Below are 19,540 nucleotides of genomic sequence, written 5' to 3'. Positions count from 1 at the left end.
TCACTTGCCGACCTCCAACTCGGGTGCCTGCGCGGACAACGGGCCGCCCCACTCGGCGGCCAGCGAGGCCTCCAGCGCGGCGCCGATGCGGTAGAGGCGGGCGTCCTCGCGCGCGGGGGCGAGGATCTGGAAGCCCACCGGCAGCCCGTCCTCGGGCGCGAGACCCGCGGGCAGCGACATGCCGGGGATGCCGGCGAGGTTCGCGGGGATGGTCGCGATGTCGTTGAGGTACATCGCGAGCGGGTCATCGATGCGCTCGCCGAGCTTGAACGGCGTCGTGGGCGTCGTGGGCGACACGAGCACGTCGCACTGCGCGAACGCGGCGTCGAAGTCGCGCTGGACCAGGGTGCGCACCTTCTGCGCCGAGCCGTAGTACGCGTCGTAGTAGCCAGCGCTCAGCGCGTACGTGCCGAGGATGATGCGGCGCTTGACCTCGTCGCCGAAGCCGGCGGCGCGCGTCGCGGCCATGGTGCGCTCGATGGTCGCTCCCTCGACGCGTATGCCGAAGCGCACGGAGTCGAACTTGGCCAGGTTGGACGAGGCCTCGGACGGCAGGATCACGTAGTACGCGGCGAGCGCGTACTCGAAGCTGGGGCAGGACACCTCGACCACCTCGGCGCCCATGCCGCGCAGCCTCTCGAGGGACTCCTCGAAGCGCTGCTTGACGCCGTCCTGGAAGCCACCCTCCGCGCCCGACAGCTCGCGCACCACGCCGACGCGCACGCCGGTGAGGTCCATGCGGGCGCCCTCGAGGGCCGCGTCCACCACGGGGGGCACGGGCTCGTCGAGAGACGTGGCGTCCATGACGTCGTGACCGCCCATGACCTCGTGCAGCAGCGCGGTGTCGAGCACGGTGCGGCCGCACGGGCCCAGCTGGTCGAGCGACGAGGCGAGCGCGATCGCGCCGTAGCGCGACACGCCGCCGTACGTGGGCTTGACGCCCACGGTCGCGGTGACCGAGGCCGGCTGGCGAATCGAGCCGCCCGTGTCGGAGCCGATCGTGAGCGGCGCCTCGAAGGCCGCGAGGGCCGCGGCCGAGCCGCCTCCCGAGCCGCCGGGGATGCGCTCGAGGTCCCACGGGTTGTGGGTGGGGCCGTAGCCGGAGTGCTCGGTCGACGAGCCCATCGCGAACTCATCCATGTTGGTCTTGCCCAGGATGGGCATGCGCGCCTCGCGCACGCGACGGGTCACGGTCGCGTCGTACGGCGGGATCCAGCCCTCGAGGATGCGCGAGCCGGCGGTCGTGGGCAGGCCCTGTGTGACGAGGACATCCTTGATGCCGATCGGCACTCCCGCGAGCCGCGGCAGCTCGACGCCCGCGGCGCGGTCGGCGTCCACGGCGCGCGCCGTCTCAAGGGCACCCTCCGCGTCGATGTGGAGGAACGCGTGAACCGCGCTCGGCGTGTCGAGTCCGTCGACGGCGGCGATGCGGTCGAGGTGCGCCTGCACCAGCTCGACGGAGGTCACCTCCCCTGCCGCCAGGGCATCGGCCATCTGCGCGGCGGTGGCGCGGGTCCAGTCGGTCACGCTCATGCCTCCTCCCCCAGGATCTGAGGCACGCGGAAGCGGCCGTCCTGGGCGTCCGGCGCGCCCGACAGGGCGGCCTCCTGCGCGAGGGACGGGCGCACCACGTCCTCGCGGTGGACGTTCGCCATCGGGATGGGGTGGCTGGTCGCGGGCACGTCCTCGCCGGCAACCTCGGCCACCTTGGCGACGGCGTCGAGGATCACGTCGAGTTGGCCCGAGAGGCGGTCGAGGTCCGCGTCGGTCATGTCGATGCGCGCGAGCGCCGCGAGGCGCGCCACATCGGAACGGTCGAGGGTTGACATGGGCCCGAGTCTAGTGGCTGGGAGTCAGGGCTCCCACGAGTATCCGAGCAGGCGCACGCCCTCCGTGGCGCACGAGGGTTCGCGCTCGAGATGAGCGGGCGACAGCCGCGTCACGGTGCCGTCCTCGTTGTCCTTGACCACCCAGTCGAGCTCCTCGCGCCGCACGAATCCCATGCGCTCGTAGAGCCGATGGGCGACGTGCATGGTCTCCATCGTGGACAGGACGATGCGGGAGGCACCCTGCGCGACGGCGCGGTCCATCGCGGCCTGGGCGAGCGTGCGGCCGATACCGCGCCCGCGCTCGATGGGCGACACCGCGAGCATGCGCAGTTCAAACTCGCCGTCCTGGGCAAGCTCGATGAAGGGGCTGCCCGGCGGGACGAGCGTGATGGTGCCGACGATCGCGCCCTCGCCCCGGTCTCCGTCGAACATCGCGAGGAGGTCCGCGTGGCGCGCGCGCGCCGCGGCGTCACGCAACTGCGGAAGATAGGGGTGCGCGTGATCGATCAGCCCGTCCGCGAGGTATGCGAGGGCCGTGAGTTCGCCGATTTCTTGGAGCCGTGAGGTCTCGTCCGGGGATACCGCCCGCACGGTCGCCGTCACTGGGGTCCCTCGTTCGGGTCGATGCGACGGTCCCAGTGCGGGGTCGACGTGTCGGACGGTGTTCCCTCGACGGGATCGGGGTGCTGGCCGGTCGGGCCGCGACCCGGTCCTCGGGCGGCTCGGACTTGCGGTTGGCGACGCTCACAAGCGCGATGACGACCGCGATGAGCACGATCACGCCGACGACGATGCCGATGACTGCGGTGGTGTTCATGGCTCCTCCAGGGGTCCCGCTGGGCCCGTCTTCCAGACTACCCACGCACGCCGCGACACGCCCGAGCGCGGGTTCAGGCGCGTCGCCTCGGCCCGCGGGTCATTCGCCGGCGAGCGCCTCGGGCCCGCCCTCGAGGAGGCGCACGAAGGCGGCCTCGTCGAGGATCGGCACGCCCAGCTGCTCGGCCTTCGCGGCCTTCGAGCCCGCGTTCGCGCCCGCGACCACGTAGTGCGTGTTCTTGGACACCGACGAGGCCGCCTTGCCGCCCCGGGACACGATCGCCTCCTTGACCGAGTCGCGCGTGAATCCCTCAAGGGAGCCGGTGGCGACCACGGTGAGACCCTCGAGCGTCCTCTCGATCGACTCGTCACGCTCGTCGACCATCCGCACGCCGGCGGCGGCCCACCGCTCGACGATCTCCGCGTGCCACGGGACGGTGAACCACTGCAGCACCGACTGCGCGATCACCGGCCCGACGCCGTCGACCGCCGCGAGCTCCTCCTCCGAGGCCGCGCGGATCGCATCCATCGAGCCGAAGGCGGTCGCGAGCGCGCGGCTCGCGGTGGGGCCCACGTGTCGGATCGACAGCGAGACCAGGACACGCCACAGCGGCTGGCTGCGCGCGGCGGCGAGGTTGTCGAGCAGCTTGTGCGCGTTGGCCGACAGGTCGCCCGCGCTGCGCGTCACACCCCCACCTTCGAGTCCTTCTCGAGCACGAAGAGCGGCACCCGCCGGAGATCGTCCTGGGTCAGATCGAAGAGTCCGGCCTCGTTCTCCAGCACGCCGGACTCGGCGAGCGCCGCCGCAGCCTTCTCCCCCAGCACCTCGACATCGAAGGCCCCGCGCGAGCCGATGAAGGCGATGCGATCCACGATCTGCGCGGGACAGAACTGCGCGTTGGGGCAACGGAGGTCCTTGTCGCCTTCCTTCTGTTCGACCAGCTCCGTGCCGCACGACGGGCACGCGGTGGGCATCGTCCACTCGCGCTCGGCTCCGGTGCGCGCCGCGACCACGGGGCCCACGATCTCGGGAATGACGTCGCCCGCCTTGCGCAGCACCACGGTGTCGCCGATCCGCACGCCCTTGCGCGCGACCTCATGGGCGTTGTGGAGCGTCGCATACGTCACGGTGGACCCGGCGACCGTCACGGGTGTCATCACGCCATAGGGCGTCACGCGACCGGTGCGTCCGACATCGACGCGGATGTCTTCGAGGGTGGTGTGCACCTCCTCGGGAGGGAACTTGTACGCGATCGCCCAGCGCGGCGCTCGGCTCGTCGAGCCGAGCTGTCCCTGGACCGCGCGGTCGTCGACCTTGAGCACCGCGCCGTCGATCTCGTGCACCATCGCGTGACGACCGGACTCGAGTTCCCTGAGGTACGCGTCGACCGCGTCGACACCCTCGACCACACGCGCGTGCGCGGTCACGGGCAGGCCCCACGACTCGAGCATCGCGTAGATGCCGTGCTGCGATCCCACGCGCGGGTCGGGAGCACCGTCGCCCCAGTCGAGCGCCCCCAGCGCGTACGTGGTCACGGCGAGCGGACGCGTCGCCGTCACCGCGGCGTCCTTCTGACGCAGCGAGCCCGCGGCCGTGTTGCGGGGATTCGCGTACGGCGCCTTGCCCTCCTCGAGCAGCCGAGCGTTGAGCTCCTCGAACGCCGCGACGGGCAGGTACACCTCGCCGCGCACCTCGACGAGCGCGGGCACGTGCTCGCCCGCGAGGGTGCGCGGCAGCCCCGCAATCGTGAGGACGTTCGCGGTCACGTCCTCCCCGGTGGTGCCGTCCCCGCGGGTGACGCCGCGCGTCAGCTCGCCGTGCTCGTACGTGAGGGAGATCGACAGGCCGTCGATCTTCGGCTCGCACACGACGGGCTGCGGCCCCGCCTCGCGCTCGACACGCGCGAGCCACGCCTCGACGTCCTCGAGGGAGAACGCGTTGTCGAGGCTCATCATGCGCTCCCGATGCGTGACGGACGCGAAACCGAGCGCGACCGTTCCACCCACGGTCTGCGTGGGGCTCTCCGGGGTCGCGAGCTCGGGATGAAGCGCCTCGAGCTCGCGCAACTCGCGCTCAAGGGCGTCGTACTCGGCATCCGACACCGTGGGCGCATCCTCCGCGTAATACGCGTGACGATGCGCCTCGATCTCCTGGACGAGCTCCTGGTGGCGGGCGCGAGGGTCGGTCACGGTCCTATCCCACCACGGCCGTCCGACAGCGCGCACCAGCGACCGGAGTCGCGCGCGGGACCGTTCACTAGTCTGTACGCATGCGTGCCGCCCCCGTGACCCTCGCCGCGCTCGCCGCGTTGGGGCTCTCCACCCTGGTCCTCGCCGCGTGTGCGGGCCCGGCGGAGCCCTCGCCGCGCGTCACGGTCACCGCGACCGCGACCCCCGACCCCGGCATCGTCCCCTCGCCCACCGTGACCGTCACGGCGGACCCCTTCGCACGTCCGGAGTGGCTCGGCAGGGCCGTCCTGGAGAAGCAGGACAACGACCTCGCGTTGCCCGTGGAGACGCCTCCCGAGCTGCGCGACCGCCGCCTCTCGCCCCGTCCTGGCGCGCATCCCGACCCGTCGTCGGACGCGTGGTTCGTCGAGATCACGCCCGTGCCCGATGAGGTGCTCGAGCGGTCCTCGTGGCGCGAGGAGTGCCCCGTGCCCGCGGAGGACCTCGCGTACGTCGTCATGCCATTCTGGGGCTTCGACATGCGCCCGCACACGGGCGAGATGATCACGTCGGCCGCGCACGCGGAGGACCTCGCGAGCGTCTTCGAGCAGATGTACGAGCGCCGCTTCCCGATCGAGGAGATGCGCGTCACGACCTGGGAGGAGGTGCGCGGGGACCACACGGGCGACCTCAACGTCACCATCTCCTTCGAGTGCCGCATGGTCACGGGCGGCTTCGACCGCTGGTCGCAGCATGCGCACGGCCTCGCGGTCGACATCAACCCCTTCCACAACCCGTGGGTGCGGGACGGATACGTGTTCCCCGAGCTCGCGTCGGCGTATCGCGACCGCACCTGGCTGCGCCCCGGCATGGTCGAGACCCAGCGGCAGATGATCGCGGACTTCCAGGGAATCGGCTGGGACTGGGGCGGCACGTGGACCGACCTCGACGACTGGATGCACTTCTCCGCGACCGGCCTGTAGCGCGCGGGACCTCCGGCCACACGGGACGATGCCCACGAGGGCCACACTGGGGGCATGAGCGTTCACGTGCCCACCGCCGCCGAGATTGTCGCGGCCGCGGCCGCGATCAAGCCCCACGTGCGGCACACCCCCGTCATCGAGATCCCCGGCGACACGCTCGGGATCGACGCGACGCTGGTCTTCAAGCTCGAGTACCTGCAGGTCACGGGGGCCTTCAAGGCGCGCGGCGCGGTGCACTACGTCGCCACGCAGCCCATCTCGCCGTCAGGGATTGTGGCGGCGTCAGGAGGCAACCACGGCGCCGCCGTCGCGTACGCGGCGCAGCGGTTCGGACACGAGGCGCACATCTTTGTGCCCACCACCGCGAACCCGGCGAAGGTCGAGCGACTGGTCCACCTGGGGGCCCACGTGCACCGCGTGGGCACCACGTATCCCGAGGCGCGTGAGGCCTCGTACGTCTACCTCTCCGAGCACGAGGCCACCACGATCGAGGCGTTCGACGACCCCGTCGTGATGGCGGGCGCGGCGACCGTCGCGCGCGAGTTCGAGGCCGATGCCGTGGGCGAGGACGGCCGCGGCCTGGACGCCATGCTGTGCGCGGTGGGTGGCGGCGGGCTCGCGGGTGGCGCCACGGCCTGGTGCGGAGACCGCATGCGCATCGTGGGCTGCGAGACGGTGGGGACGGCGTCCTTCGCGGCCTCGCTCGAGGCGGGCACGCCCACGCCCGTGCCGATCTCGGGCGTCGCGGCCGATCACCTGGGAGCGCAGATCGGGCTCGTGCCGTGGGCCGCGCTCACGGCCGCCGGCACCGAGTCCGCCGTGGTCACGGACGAGGAGGTCCTCGAGGCCCAGGCGCGGCTGTGGAGGCTGCTGCGGGTCATGGTCGAACCGGGAGTCGCGGCGCCCTTCGCCGCGTTGCTGACGCGTCGCTGGGTGCCCGAGCCCGGCGCACGCATCGGGGTGGTGCTGTGCGGGGCGAACGTGGTCAATCCGGCCGTGGTTCCCGCGACTACCCTGGTGTGATGTCCCCACTGACACTGATTGAGGGCGGTCACGTCGCGACCGTCGACGCCGTCGGAACCGAATGGGAGCGCGGCTGGATCGCCGTCCGCGGCTCGCGCATCGTCTCGCTGGGCGAGGGCGCGGCACCGTCCGAGGTGCGCGACGCCGCCGCGACACGCATCGACGCCACCGGCACGCTGGTCACCCCCGGCCTCATCAACACCCACCACCACCTCTATCAGTGGCTCACGCGCGGATGGGCGCAGGACGCGATCCTGTTCGACTGGCTGGTCGCGCTGTACCCCACGTGGTCACGCATCACCGCGGACACGGCCGGCGCGGCCGCGGCCGGGGCAATGGCGGTGCTCGCGCGCTCGGGCTGCTCGACCGTGGGCGACCACCACTACATCTTCCCGCGCGGCTCGGGCGACATCGTGGGCGCGATCGCGCACGAGGCGTCCGCACTGGGACTGCGCCTGCACGCGACGCGCGGCTCGATGGACCTCGGAGAGTCGGCGGGAGGCCTCCTCCCGACTTCGCCGTGGAGACCACGGCCGATGCCCTGGCGGCGTCGGCCGAGGCCGTCACCAGGTACCACGATGCCTCGTTCGACGCGATGACGCGCGTCGCGATCGCGCCGTGCTCGCCGTTCTCCGTGACGGCCGACCTGTTGCGCGAGGCCGCGGTGCTCGCGCGCGACCTCGACGTGCGCCTCCACACCCACGGCGCCGAGACCGTCGAGGAGGAGGCGTTCTGTCGCTCGCGGTTCGGGATGTCGCCTACCGACTACCTCGAGTCGCTGGGCTGGCTGGGACCCGACGTGTGGATGGCGCACTGCGTGCACCTGTCCGACGACGACGTCGCGCGCTTCGCTGCCACCGGCACCGGGGTGGCCCACTGCCCGTCGTCCAACGCGCGCCTCGCGGCGGGAATCGCCCCCGTGCGCGCGCTGATCGACGCGGGCGCCCCGGTGGGGCTGGGCGTGGACGGCGCGGCCTCGAACGAGCACGGCCGGCTCGGCTCCGAGATTCGCCAGGCGGCGCTCATGGCACGCCTGCGCGACGGCGCAGGCGCGATGCCCGTGCGCGACGCGCTGCGCCTCGCGACCATGGGCGGCGCTCGGGTGCTGGGGCGCGAGGCCGAAATCGGCTCTCTCGAGGCGGGCAAGCTCGCGGACATCGCGCTGTGGGAGCTCGGAGAGGTCGAGCACGCCGGCATCGCGGATCCCGTCGCTGCGCTGGGGCTGGGCTCGCTGCCGCGTGTGCGGCGCCTCCTGGTGCAGGGGCGCGATGTCGTGGTCGACGGCGAACTTGCTCGCGCCGACGCGCGAGAGATCGCGGGGCGCGTGGAGGTGGCGGCGGCCGCGCTGCGTGGTTGAAAAGGCGGCGTGGTTGAGAAGGCGGCGTGACTGAGAAGGCCGCGCGACGGTGAAGCAGCCGGGCTAGCGTGCCTGCTGCTTCACCACGAGGAGCCGGTACGCCCCCGAGTCCGACCACCAGCGGTGACGCACGCCGCCCGCGTAGTAAATCGAATCCCCCATGCCCAGGCGGTGGGTCTTGCCATCCGTCTCGACCACGGCCTCGCCCTCGAGCACGTACACGAACTCGTCCTCGGCGTGCACGAAGGTCTCCCCCGGCTCGAGGGCGTCCGAGTCAACCACGATCGGCGTGAACGGCCGCGAGCCGCGCACGAGAGACGTGGCCGTGCCGCGCGCGAAGCCCTCCGCGGTGGACCGGCGCGATCCCGAGCGCACCACCTCGACGCGGCGCGGCGCGGGCCCCTGCTCGACCGCCGCCACGAGTTCGACGGGGCTGGTCTCGAGCGCGAGCGCGAGCCGACGCAGCGACTGCAGCGACAGGTTCGCGAGTCCACGCTCGACCTGGCTGAGGAACGGGTGCGAGAGGTCGGTCGCCTCCGCGAGCGCCACGAGTGTGAGGCCGCGCGCCTTGCGCAGCTCGCGCACGCGAGCGCCCAGCCGCACGGCGGCCTCGTCCACGTCGGCCTCACCGTGCGTCGTCGCCAAGGTCACACTCTCTTCTCCGGATGCATGCCCATCCGCGCCAGCACCGTGTTTTCCACGATGAGCACCAGGTTATAGAGCACGAGCGAGACGAGCGTGACCACCACGACGGCGGCCCACACATCCGAGAACTGTGCCGAGGAGACGTAGCCGCCGATCGCGCCGCCGATCCCCCGTCCTGTCGCGAGCCACTGCGCGAGGAGGGCACCCGTGATGGCGCCGGGGGCCGAGATCCGGACCGCGGCGAAGAACGCGGGAAGGGAGGAGGGCAGCGCCACCTTCCGCAGCGCGGTGGCGGGGCCGCCGCCGTACACGGCCACGACATCGTTCATCTGGGGCGAGGCGCTCTTGAGCCCGTACGCGATGTTCACGAGCGCCGGGAAGAGCACCACGATCGCGCCCATCACGGCGGTGGTCGCGGCTTCGCGTCCGAAGATCATGATGATGACCGGCGCGAACGCGATGAGCGGCACCGAGCGCAGCAGCAGCGCGAGCGGCATGAGCGCGTGCTCGAGGCCCTTCGACAGCTGGAAGGCCGATGCCGTCGCGAGCGCGAGCGCGAGTCCCGCCACGAATCCGATGCCCGCGTCGACGAGCGTCTCGCCGAGCAGTGCCATGAGCGTCGAGAGGTTCTCCGCCGCGTCGTCGTCGACGAAAAGGTGCTCCCACACCTGCACGGGACCCTTCGCGATGTAGGGCGACAACCCGAAGGCCCAGATCGAGCCCTGCCACATCACGAGGACCGCGACGAGGGTGAGCACGAGGGTCAGCACCGAGGAGCCGAGCGCCCTCAGCGTCGCGCGGCGCGATTCGCGCCGAATCTCGCCCTGGAGAGAGGACGATGCCACGGTCGCGGTCATGAGGCGGCCCCCTCGACCACGGAGTGGCGAGCCGCGTCAGCAGGCCCACGATCAGGTAGCCGGCGAGAGCGACGGCTCCCGACGCGAGCGCGATGCCCCACACGCGGGGCGAGTTGAGCGACTGCTGCGCGATGACCATCGCGGGGCCGATTCCCGTCTCGACCTTGCCCAGGTACTCGCCGAGCACGGCGCCGAGGAACGCGGCGGGCACGGCGATCTGCAGCGCCGTGAGGATCGCGGGAGCCGCCGCGATGATGCGCACCTTGCGCAGCTGCGTGAAGCGCGAGCCGCCGTACACGGCCACCACGTCGAGGCTCGCCTTGTCCGCGGACTTGAGGCCAAGCAGCGCGCCCACGACGGTGGTGAAGAACACCGACAACCCGGCGAGGAACACGGCAGTGCCCGAGGGCTCGCCCGGCTTCGGCGGGCCCAGGATCAGCAGGATGATGGGGCCGATCGCGACGATCGGGATGCAGTAGGTGATGACCGCGATCTGGTTGACCACGCCGTCGAGACGGGGGCGACGAGCACGATTCCCGCGAGCAGTAGCGCGATGCCGTTGCCCCACAGGTAGCCCTGGGCCGCCTCGTTGAGGGTCACCGTGAAGTTGCGGACGTAGAACTCCCAGCCGGAATCGGCATAGCCCTGCGCCACCTGCCACGGCGTGGGCACCGCCTTGGTGTTCCCCGATCCCACGTTCGCGAACACGGTGACGGAGAGAATCCACCACGCGGCGACAATTCCGACCGCGCCGAGCGCGCCACTCGCCCACGGCGGCAGTCGACGCTCCATCAGTCGTCTCCCCCGAACAGCAGCTCGGAGGCGTGGTCGACATACGCGTGGAACTCGGGAGAGCGCTGGATCTCGGGGGTGCGCGGGCGCGGCAAGTCGATCTCGATGATCTCCTTGACGCGGCCCGGCCGCGGGCTCATGACCGCGACCTGGTCCGCGAGGAAGATCGCCTCCGTGATGCCGTGCGTCACCAGCAGAGTCGTGGCCGGCTTGGCGGACAGGATCCGCATGAGCTCGAGGTTGAGCTTCTGGCGCGTCATGTCGTCGAGCGCTCCGAACGGCTCGTCGAGCAGCAGCACCGAGGGCTTGAGCACGAGCGCGCGGGCGATCGACACGCGCTGGCGCATGCCGCCGGACAGCTGGGCGGGCTTGGCCTTCTCGAATCCCGTGAGCCCCACGAGCTCGATGAGCTCGCGGATGTACGCGTCGTCGACCGCGACGCCGGCCACCTCGAACGGCAGCCGGATGTTCGCGTAGACGCTGCGCCACGGCAAGAGCGCCGAGTCCTGGAACGCGATCCCGAGCTCGTTGTACGCGCGCAGGTCCTTGGGGCTACGGCCGTCGACCCGCGTGGTGCCCGTGGTGGGCTGCTCGAGACCGGCCAGGATGCGCAGGATGGTCGACTTGCCGCAGCCCGAGGGACCCAGCAACGCGAGGAACGACCCGCGATCCGTGTGCAGGTCCGTGTCCTCGAGCGCGACCACCTGGCGTCCGCGCGTGGTGAAGACCTTGGACAGTCCGGTGATCTGCAGGCCGGTGCCCAGGGGAGTTCCCTGGACACCGGCCTCGGCAGTGGGGCTCACGATCAGCCCGCGTACGCGATCAGCTCGGGGTACTCCTCGTAGACCTCGGCCAGCAGCGAGAGGTCGAAGAGGTCGGCCGCCTCGATCGTGATGCCCGCGCCGGCGAGCGACGCGACCGTCTCGGTCTGCAGCGACTCCGAGATGGTGAAGAGGCCGTTAGCCTCGGTCTCCTCGGACACCAGCAGGTCCTCGGCCTGCTTGATGGCTCCCGCGATCGAGTTCTCGGGGATGAGGTCGAGGTCGACGCCGTACTCCTCGTACGCGAGGCGAGCGCCCTCCTCGGGGTCGTTCACGGCATCGGTCCAGCCCTTGATCTCCGCGACCAGGAAGGCCTTGAGCGCCTCACGGTTGTTCGCGATCGCCTCGTCGGTGACGGAGAAGGTCTCCGCGACGAACGGCAGTCCGTTGTCCGCGAAGGGCAGGTCCACGATCTCGTAGCCGGCCGCGGCAACGGTGATCGACTCGTTGGTGAGGTACGCGACGAAGCCGTCGACCTCGCCGTTGGTGAGCGGCGCGGGGTCGTACTGCACGGGCACGATCTCGAGCTGGTCCTCGGTGATGCCGTTCGCGGCGAGCAGCGCCATGAACAGCGACGTGTTCGAGTCCTGCACGCCGATCTTCTTGCCGATCATGTCCTCGGGCGTGACGATGTTGCCGCCGTCGGCCAGCGACAGGATCGTGAAGGGGTTCTTCTGGTACGTGGCGCCGATGATCTTGAGCGGCGCGTCCTCGTTGGCGACGGCCGAGCCGATCGACACCGCGTCGGAGAGCGCGACGTCGACGGTGCCGGAGACCAGCTCCGCGACGCCGGTCGACGGACCGGGGGTCAGCGTGACGGAGTCGAAGCCCGCCTCGGTGTAGTAGCCCTTCGAGTCCGCGAAGAACTCGCCCGCAAACTCCTCGTTCTTGATCCACGACAACTGGACCGAGAAGTCGCCGAACGATGCGGCGGCCTCGCCCTCGGCGGACTCGCTGCCGGCAGGCGCGGCTTCGCCGGACGAGCAGGCCGCGAGCGCGAGCGCGGCGACGGCGGCCGCGGCGGTGACCGCGGCGCGACGCCCGGCCTTCCCGAACGTGAAACGCATGTGGTTCTCCCTCGTTGAGTGGACGCGGCATCCGTCGGGCGGAACAGTGGTGGGGTGGTTCCGTCGACGGCCGGGCGCATGCCCGGGGCGTCGCGGTCGACGCTAGGGAATGTAGATTTCACCAACATGCGCACTTGTGTTTCGCCCTCGTAAATTCGTGCGCACGTGACACAAACGTGACATTCGGCCGTGGCAGACTTCCCCGAACCAAGGCCAGCCAGGAGGGAGGCGACATGGATCTCACCGCCGTCACCGGCTTCCGCCGCGCGACCACCCGCGCGGACCTCACCCTCGCCGCCGGCGAGCGCTTCCTCGCGGGTGGTACCTGGCTGTTCTCGGAGGCCAACCCCGATGTCACGGGGCTGGTCGACCTGTCGGGCATGGGGTGGGACGTCCTGCGGGTGGACGATGCCGGGCTCGCGATCGGCCCGACGTGCACCATCGCGCGGCTCCTCGCGGAGCCCGCGCGGCCCGGCTGGGCCGCGCAGCCGCTGTTCGAGATGGCGGCCCATGCGCTACTTGCGGGCTTCAAGATCTGGAACGAGGCCACCGTCATCGGCAACATCTGCCGCGCCTACGCCGCCGGAGCGATGCTGGCCGCGTGCGCGACGCTCGACGCGGATGCGGTGATCTGGACGCCCGATGGCGGCCAGCGCATCGTCCCCGTCGCGTCGCTGCCCACGGGAAACGGCACCACCTCGCTCGCCCACGGCGAGCTCGTTCGGGAGGTGCGCATCTCCGCTGACGCGCTGGGCGCGCGCACGTCGCTGCACAAGATCGCGCTCGCGGAGCTGGGCCGTTCGGGCGCGGTCGCGAGCGGCCGCGCGCACGCGGACGGCACCGCGGTGGTGGTCATCACCGCGGCGACCCTCACCCCCACCGTGCTCCGCTGGGATGCCCTTCCGTCCCCGGCCGAGGCGCGCGAGGCGGCCCAGTCTGCCGAGGGTTACTACTCCGACGCGCTCGGCGCCGCGGATTGGCGCAGGCACGTCGCCGGGGTCCTCGCGGCGCGCGTGATCAACGATCTTGCGGAGGCCTCGTGAGGATCAGCGTCGACGGCGCACCCCTCGAGGGCGAGCCGCGCCCCGGCCAGTGCCTGCGGACGTACCTGCGCGAACGTGGCACCTTCGAGGTCAAGAAGGGCTGCGACGCGGGCGACTGCGGAGCATGCACCGTGCTGGTGGACGGCACCCCCGTGCACTCGTGCCTGTATCCCGCCCAGCGGGCGGACGGCGCGGCAATCACCACCGCCGGCGGCCTCGCTCCGGGCGAGGACCTCCACCCCGTGCAGGAGTCCTTCGCGCGCCACTTCGCCTTCCAGTGCGGCTTCTGCACCCCCGGCATGACCGTCACCGCGTCGACGCTCACGGAGGACGACCTCCCCGATCTGGACCGCAAGCTCAAGGGCAACCTGTGCCGCTGCACCGGCTACCGACCCATTCGCGAGGCCGTCGAGCACGCCGTCCGCGGCTGCGGCGGCGCATGCGTGGGATGCCCCAGCACGGGCGCGGCGGACAATGCGCCGGTCGCCGTGGGCGCGAGCGCCCAGCCTCCCGCGGCGGCCCGGGTGGTGCAGGGTCGCGAGCCGTACACGTTCGACGCGGACGTGCCCGGCCTCACTCATCTCAAGGTGCTCGGCTCCCCGCACGCCCACGCGCGCATCGTCTCCATCGACGCCTCCGCGGCCCTCGCGATGGAGGGCGTGCTCGCGGTGCTCACCCATGAGGACGCGCCCGCCATCCGCTTCTCGACCGCCCGGCACGCCTCCCGGATGGACGACCCCCGCGACACCCGCATCCTCGACTCCGTGATGCGCTTCCGCGGCCAGCGCGTCGCGGCAGTGGTGGCCGAGACCGCCGGGATTGCGGAGGCGGCGTGCGCCGCGCTGCGAGTCGAGTACGAGGTGCTGCCGGCCGTGCTCGACCCCGAGGAGGCGCGCTCCCCCGGCGCGCCGGTGATCCACCCGGGGCTGACCCCCGAGGACGGCGTGGCCGAGTCGGGCCGCAACGTCATCGCCTCGTGGCGGGGCAGCTATGGCAACGTGGGCCGCGGCCTCGCGCGGTCCACCGCGATCGCGACGGGCACCTGGTCGACCGCGCGCGTCAGCCACGCGCAACTGGAGACGCACGGCAGCCTGGGATGGATCGACGAGGACGGCCGCCTCACCCTTCGGACCAGCAGCCAGGTGCCGTTCCTGACCCGCGACGAGCTCGCGCTCGTCCTGGGCCGCGACCCCGGGTCCATCCGCGTGTTCACGGCGCGCGTGGGCGGGGGCTTCGGCGGGAAGCAGGAGATCTTCACCGAGGACATCGTGGCGCTCGCGGTGCTGCACACCGGGCGGCCGGTCGCGTACGAGATGACGCGCGAGGAGGAGTTCATCCGCACCGCGACGCGTCACCCGTTCCGCGTCACCGCCACGCTGGGTGCCGATTCGGACGGCCGCCTCACCGCGATGGACATCGAGGTGCTCTCGAATACGGGCGCGTACGGCAATCACGCCATCGGCGTGATGTTCCACGGCTGCGCGGAGTCCCTCGAGGCCTACCGCTCCCCGCCAAGCGGCTCCACGCCGAGGTGGTGTACACGAACACGACCCCGGCCGGAGCGTTCCGCGGGTACGGGCTGGGGCAGGTGATCTTCGCGGTGGAGTCCGCGCTCGACGAACTGGCGCTGAAGCTCGGGATCGATCCGTTCGAGCTGCGGCGCATCAACGCGGTCCGCGACGGCGACAAGCTCGGCGTCACGGAGCGGCGCCACCATGAGGACCTCGTCTTCGGTTCCTACGGGCTTGACCAGTGTCTCGACCTGGCCGAGGCCGCGCTCGCACGCGGCAACGGCGTCGAGGCCCCTGCCGGTTGGTCCGTGGGCGAGGGCATGGCGCTCAGCATGATCGCCACCATCCCGCCGCGCGGTCACCCCGCCACCGCATCGGTCACGGCCTTCCCCGACGGCACCGCGCTGGTCGCGGCAGGCACGGTCGAGTTCGGCAATGGCACGCACACGGTGCTCACGCAGATCGCCGCGGAGGCGCTGGGCCTCGCGCCCACCGCGGTGCGGCTGCGCACCTCCGACACCGACGCGACCACGCACGACACGGGGGCGTGGGGATCGACCGGCATCACGGTCGCGGGCAAGGCCGTGCACGCCGCTGCCGTCGCGCTACGGGCACGCCTCGACGCGGGAGCGGAGATCCCGCCCGAGGGGCTCTCCGCGGAGGGCGCCACGGACGGCAAGGTCCGCTCGCTCGCGTTCAACGTCCAGGCGTTCCGCGTTGCCGTCGAACCCGATACCGGCACGGTCAGGATCCTGCAGTCGGTCCAGGCCGCCGACGCGGGCGTGGTGCTCAACCCCGCCCAGTGCCGCGGCCAGGTCGAGGGCGGCGTCGCGCAGGGCATCGGCTCGGCGCTGTACGAGGAGGTCCTTGTGGGCGAGGACGGCGCCCCTGCCAACCCCGCCTTCCGCGTGTATCGCGTGCCTCAGATGGCCGACGTGCCCGACACGGAGGTCTACTTCGCGGACACCTCGGACGTGCTCGGGCCGATGGGCGCGAAGTCGATGTCGGAGTCGCCCTACAACCCCGTCGCGCCCGCGCTCGCGAACGCGATCCGCCGCGCGATCGGGGCGCGGCCCATGGAGCTGCCGATGACGCGCGACCGCGTGTGGCGCCTCGCGTCATCCGCGCCGCGGGACGCTCAGGACTCGTGACGGGGATGAATCGGCCCGCGCGTCTCGCCCAGCGGCCTCCCGCTCGCGCCCGCGCGCGTCGCGATCACCTCGGCGAGGATCGCGACCGCGGTCTCCGCGGGACTCGACCCGCCCAAATCCAGGCCGATCGGCGAGCGCAACCTCGCCAGGGCATCATCCCCCACCCCGGCCTCGCGCAACCGGGCGAGCCGGCGCTCGGACGCGACCCGCGAACCCATCGCGCCCACGTAGCCGGCGGGACTCGCGAGCGCGGCCGCGAGCGCGGGAACGTCGATGCGGTCGTCGTGCGTGAGGACGCAGATCACCGTGCTGGGCTCGATCTCGAGGCCCGCGAGGAAGCGGTCGGGCCACGCGACGTGCACCTCGTGCGCCGCGGGCAGCCGCTCGGGGGTCGCGAAGACCGGCCGCGGGTCGACCACGATCACGCGGTATCCCAGCGCCCGGCCGGCCGCCGCGAGCGCGGGCGTGAAGTCGACGGCGCCCACGATGACCAGCCGCGGCGCGCGCGGTCGGGTCACGACGGCGCCGCCGGGGAGGGTCAGCGTGACCTCGCCGTCCTCGAGGGATCGCTCGAGCGCGGAGACGATGTCGTGGTCGCCAGGTCCCACGTGGAAGGCGAGGACGTCGACGGCTCCGCCACACGCGAGGCCCGGGCGGTAGAGATCGCCCTCACCGCCGAGTGTCTGCGTCAGCGGAGAGCGATCTGCCAGGCGCGACAACGCGAGCTCGTAGGCCTCGCCCTCGATGCAGCCGCCCGAGACGGCGCCCAAGGCGCGCCCGTCCGCGCACACCGCGATGGCGGATCCCGGCGCGCGCGGCGTCGAGCCGTGCACTCCCGTCACCACCACGACCCCCAGCGAGCCGCCCTCGTGGAGCACTGCCAGCGCCTCTCGCGCGATCTCGAACACGAGCGCCAGTCTGTCACCCGACCCGGAGGGATCTCATGACCTCGGACCTCGTCATTCGCGCGCCGCGCGCCATCCTGCCGGGCGGCGAGGGCCCCGCCGCGGTCGCCATCGCGGGCGGGAGGATCGTCGCCATCACCTCTGTCGATGCGCCGGTCGATGCGCGAGCGGAGATCACGCTGGCTCCTGACGAGGTCCTGCTGCCGGGCGCGGTCGACACCCACGTGCACGTCAACGAGCCCGGCCGCACCGCGTGGGAGGGCTTCGACTCGGCGACCCGTGCCGCGCGTGCGGGCGGCGTGACCACCCTGATTGATATGCCGCTCAACTCGATCCCGCCCACGACTACTCCGGCGGCTCTCGACGCCAAGCGCGCGGCGGCCACAGGCAAGACCCACGTCACGGTGGGGTTCTGGGGCGGAGCGGTACCCGAGAATCTGGGCTCCCTGCGCGAGCTGTGGGACGCGGGGGTGTTCGGCTTCAAGTGCTTCCTCGCGCCCAGCGGCGTCGACGAGTTCGGCCACCTCGACCGCGGGCAGCTGCGCTCCGCGATGGAGGAGATCGCCGGCTTTGGGGGCAGGTTGATCGTGCATGCGGAGGACCCTGCCGGGCTCCTGCCCCATGCGGGAGGCCGCGACTACCAGGGCTTTGTCGACTCGCGCCCCGAGGCGTCCGAGCTGAGCGCGATCGCGGCCGTCATCGACGGGGTGCGCGCCACCGGGGTGCGCGCGCACATCCTCCACCTGTCCGCGGCATCGGCCCTGCCCTTGGTGGCCGCCGCGAAGGCTGAAGGACTGCCCCTCACCGCCGAGACCTGCCCTCACTACCTGACCTTCGATGCCGAGCACATCCCCGCGGGCGGCACGCAGTTCAAGTGCTGCCCGCCCATCCGCGACGCCGCGAACCGCGAGGCGCTGTGGGCGGCGCTCGCGGACGGCACGATCGACTTCGTGGCCTCGGACCACTCTCCCGCGACCGCGGAGCTCAAGCTCGCCGGCGCGGGCGACTTCGCCGCCGCGTGGGGCGGGATCGCGGGGCTGCAGGTGTCGGTGGCCGCCGTGTGGACGGGGGCGCGGGCGCGCGGATTTCCTCTGGCCGATGCCGTCGGCTGGGTGAGCACACGTCCCGCCGCATGGGCGGGGCTGGGCGGCAAGGGCGCGATCTCGGTCGGGCGCGACGCGGACCTCGTGGCCTTCGCGCCGGACGCGCCATTCGAGGTACACGCGGCGGACCTCGAACACCGCAACCCCGTGAGCGCATTCGACGGCGCGCGACTCATGGGCCGTGCGCGGCGCGTGTGGATCGGCGGATCCGAGACGGCGGACGGCGTCATGATCGGGCGGCCCTAAAGGCGCGTGCCGCGGCTCCGCCACACGCGAGCGACCATGGATGTCCCATGGCGAGCACGGACCTGCGAATAGCGACGGTGAGCGTCCCATTGCGCGCGGGCGTGTGGCGGAGCCGCGTTTTCGTGTGGCGGAGCCGCGGCAGGGGCAGGGGCAGGGGCAGGGGCAGGGGCAGCGCCGCACGGTCAGCGCGAGGTGTCGCGCCCGAGTGCGAAGAGAGCGTCGCCGTTCATCGACTCACCCGGCGAAGCGAACACCGCCGTGACCACCACTCCATCCGGATCGCGTTCACCCGAGCGATCGAGGTCACCGATCCACACCAGGAAGGGCTCGTCGAGTTCGTCGCTCGCCAGCCCCTGGTCCGCGTTGAAGGCACGGATCGCCTCAACGGTGCGCGGACCGTGGAGGCCATCGACGGCGCTGTTGCCGTAGCCCGCCTCCGCGAGCATCCACTGCTTCGCATGGGTTCGGGTCCATGCCCCAGCGGCTCGCGCATCCGACTCGGGGGTCCATCCGTCTGCGCTCTCGAACGGCGCGGGCCCCGCGTAGGCGACCACGGGACGGCCGTCGATCTCGGCGACGATGTCCCCGGTCCAGATGCGGTCTCCCGTCTCGACGTGGATCGCGGAGAGTTCGCCCGCGACAGCAGGAGTCACCGTCGCGGGCGTCTCGGAGTGGTCGCCTTGCAGGGCCACGACGCCCGTCTCGGACGAGAACGCCACGTCGGCGTCCGCACACGGCACGTCCTCGAGACCGGTGATGGTCCGGGCGCCTGCATCGATGGTCACCGACCAGCAACCACCCGCACTCGCGTGCCCCGCGAACCAATCCGCGCCCCCGCCCGTCTCGGCCGATGCCCCGGTCCTCACCACAACCGTCGCGACCTCGCCGTCAACCTGCTCGCCGACGATGTCCGAACGTGCGTTCGTGACACCCTTGCCGGCGCAGTCGCGAACCACGGCCACGGCGTCCGAGCCGTCCGCGGGGGCGGCCAGCTCGCTCGTCTCGAGCGCCACGCACCCAGCCATCCCCTCGAATGCGGTCGCCACCTCCCAACGCGCCTGCTCCGCGGCCTGGCCATCGTTGGATCGCTGCTCCCACGCGACCAGCACCGCCGGCACCGCGATTACGAGGGCCGCGCCGATCGCAGCCACCACGATCAGCGCGCGCACCGCCGTCCGCCACGGCGCCCGCGCCGGCGTCGGCGCCGGCGCCGGCGCGTGAC

The 19,540-nt window shown here is 72.0% G+C and carries 16 protein-coding genes and 3 pseudogenes; 7 read left to right on the top strand and 12 right to left on the bottom strand.

Translation table 11 applies throughout. The features are described 5' to 3' along the window. The 4 genes and pseudogenes from gatA to ligA all read right to left on the bottom strand — a co-directional run bounded on the left by gatA (nt 1) and on the right by ligA (nt 4,874). Nucleotides 1-1,533: an Asp-tRNA(Asn)/Glu-tRNA(Gln) amidotransferase subunit GatA gene (gene gatA, locus QUE44_RS00855; RefSeq protein WP_286215367.1), complete on the bottom strand. Its 1,533-nt coding sequence runs from the start codon at nt 1,531-1,533 to the stop codon at nt 1-3. After that, the gene (gatC, locus tag QUE44_RS00850; RefSeq protein ID WP_286215366.1) at nt 1,530-1,829 is read right to left on the bottom strand and encodes an Asp-tRNA(Asn)/Glu-tRNA(Gln) amidotransferase subunit GatC; all 300 of its coding nucleotides are present in this window, start codon (nt 1,827-1,829) and stop codon (nt 1,530-1,532) included. Before gatC ends, gatA begins: the two co-directional genes overlap by 4 nt. Nucleotides 1,830-1,853: 24 nt before the next feature. After that, nucleotides 1,854-2,432, bottom strand: a complete 579-nt coding sequence (locus QUE44_RS00845; protein ID WP_286215364.1) for a GNAT family N-acetyltransferase — start codon at nt 2,430-2,432, stop codon at nt 1,854-1,856. 313 nt (nt 2,433-2,745) lie between these two features. Next, nucleotides 2,746-4,874 (bottom strand): annotated as a pseudogene (gene ligA / locus QUE44_RS00840) (NAD-dependent DNA ligase LigA). Nucleotides 4,875-4,915: 41 nt separating this feature from the next. On the opposite strand from ligA, the gene QUE44_RS00835 reads away from it, so the two are divergent. Genes QUE44_RS00835 through QUE44_RS00820 form a run of 4 tightly spaced genes read left to right on the top strand, consistent with a single transcriptional unit; the run spans nt 4,916 to nt 8,177 of the window. Further along, complete coding sequence (locus tag QUE44_RS00835) at nt 4,916-5,797, top strand: M15 family metallopeptidase (RefSeq protein WP_286215363.1); 882 nt, start codon at nt 4,916-4,918, stop codon at nt 5,795-5,797. A gap of 54 nt (nt 5,798-5,851) precedes the next feature. Continuing rightward, entirely contained in the window at nt 5,852-6,820 is a 969-nt protein-coding gene (locus QUE44_RS00830; RefSeq protein ID WP_286215362.1) for a pyridoxal-phosphate dependent enzyme, read from the top strand. Next, nucleotides 6,820-7,419 carry an amidohydrolase family protein gene (locus QUE44_RS00825; RefSeq protein WP_286215361.1) on the top strand — a complete coding sequence of 200 codons (600 nt, stop codon included), beginning with the start codon at nt 6,820-6,822 and terminating at the stop codon, nt 7,417-7,419. Before QUE44_RS00830 ends, QUE44_RS00825 begins: the two co-directional genes overlap by 1 nt. Then, complete coding sequence (locus QUE44_RS00820) at nt 7,341-8,177, top strand: amidohydrolase family protein (protein WP_286215360.1); 837 nt, start codon at nt 7,341-7,343, stop codon at nt 8,175-8,177. Before QUE44_RS00825 ends, QUE44_RS00820 begins: the two co-directional genes overlap by 79 nt. 63 nt (nt 8,178-8,240) lie before the next feature. Here QUE44_RS00820 and QUE44_RS00815 read toward each other — a convergent pair whose 3' ends face one another. The 6 genes and pseudogenes from QUE44_RS00815 to QUE44_RS00790 form a co-directional block, all read right to left on the bottom strand. Next, entirely contained in the window at nt 8,241-8,828 is a 588-nt protein-coding gene (locus tag QUE44_RS00815; protein WP_425558001.1) for a helix-turn-helix domain-containing protein, read from the bottom strand. After that, nucleotides 8,825-9,679, bottom strand: coding sequence for an ABC transporter permease (locus QUE44_RS00810; RefSeq protein ID WP_286215358.1), 855 nt, complete (start codon nt 9,677-9,679; stop codon nt 8,825-8,827). The genes QUE44_RS00815 and QUE44_RS00810 overlap by 4 nt, the downstream gene beginning before the upstream one ends. 79 nt (nt 9,680-9,758) lie before the next feature. Next, nucleotides 9,759-10,184: pseudogene (locus QUE44_RS00805) on the bottom strand (ABC transporter permease); the annotation flags it as partial. Next, nucleotides 10,115-10,471, bottom strand: a complete 357-nt coding sequence (locus tag QUE44_RS00800; protein ID WP_286215357.1) for a hypothetical protein — start codon at nt 10,469-10,471, stop codon at nt 10,115-10,117. The pseudogene QUE44_RS00805 and the gene QUE44_RS00800, both read right to left, overlap by 70 nt. Continuing rightward, nucleotides 10,471-11,274 (bottom strand): ABC transporter ATP-binding protein, encoded by an 804-nt coding sequence (locus QUE44_RS00795; RefSeq protein ID WP_286215356.1) that lies wholly within the window; start codon nt 11,272-11,274, stop codon nt 10,471-10,473. Before QUE44_RS00795 ends, QUE44_RS00800 begins: the two co-directional genes overlap by 1 nt. Before the next feature lie 2 nt (nt 11,275-11,276). Beyond that, the gene (locus QUE44_RS00790) at nt 11,277-12,359 is read right to left on the bottom strand and encodes an ABC transporter substrate-binding protein (protein WP_286215355.1); all 1,083 of its coding nucleotides are present in this window, start codon (nt 12,357-12,359) and stop codon (nt 11,277-11,279) included. 233 nt (nt 12,360-12,592) lie between these two features. Between QUE44_RS00790 and QUE44_RS00785 the strand changes: the two genes are divergently transcribed. Next, nucleotides 12,593-13,402 (top strand): FAD binding domain-containing protein, encoded by an 810-nt coding sequence (locus tag QUE44_RS00785; protein WP_286215354.1) that lies wholly within the window; start codon nt 12,593-12,595, stop codon nt 13,400-13,402. Continuing rightward, nucleotides 13,399-16,064 (top strand): annotated as a pseudogene (locus QUE44_RS00780) (molybdopterin-dependent oxidoreductase). The gene QUE44_RS00785 and the pseudogene QUE44_RS00780 overlap by 4 nt, the downstream one beginning before the upstream one ends. On the opposite strand, the gene QUE44_RS00775 reads toward QUE44_RS00780, so the two are convergent. Beyond that, a complete protein-coding gene (locus tag QUE44_RS00775) occupies nt 16,052-16,972 on the bottom strand; it encodes an XdhC family protein (RefSeq protein ID WP_286215353.1) in 921 nt (306 codons plus the stop codon). The pseudogene QUE44_RS00780 and the gene QUE44_RS00775 overlap by 13 nt on opposite strands. A 35-nt stretch (nt 16,973-17,007) precedes the next feature. Between QUE44_RS00775 and allB the strand changes: the two genes are divergently transcribed. Beyond that, on the top strand, nt 17,008-18,318 hold the full coding sequence (gene allB / locus QUE44_RS00770) for an allantoinase AllB (RefSeq protein ID WP_286215352.1): 1,311 nt from the start codon (nt 17,008-17,010) through the stop codon (nt 18,316-18,318). A gap of 182 nt (nt 18,319-18,500) precedes the next feature. On the opposite strand, the gene QUE44_RS00765 is transcribed toward allB, so the two are convergent. Next, nucleotides 18,501-19,487 carry a peptidoglycan-binding domain-containing protein gene (locus QUE44_RS00765; protein WP_286215351.1) on the bottom strand — a complete coding sequence of 329 codons (987 nt, stop codon included), beginning with the start codon at nt 19,485-19,487 and terminating at the stop codon, nt 18,501-18,503. Nucleotides 19,488-19,540: the final 53 nt, after the last annotated feature.

Source organism: Demequina sediminis, from assembly GCF_030296675.1.
GTDB classification, from domain to species: domain Bacteria; phylum Actinomycetota; class Actinomycetes; order Actinomycetales; family Demequinaceae; genus Demequina; species Demequina sediminis.
Note: the sequence above shows the minus strand (reverse complement) of the source record. Positions and strands in the feature narration are given on the sequence as shown.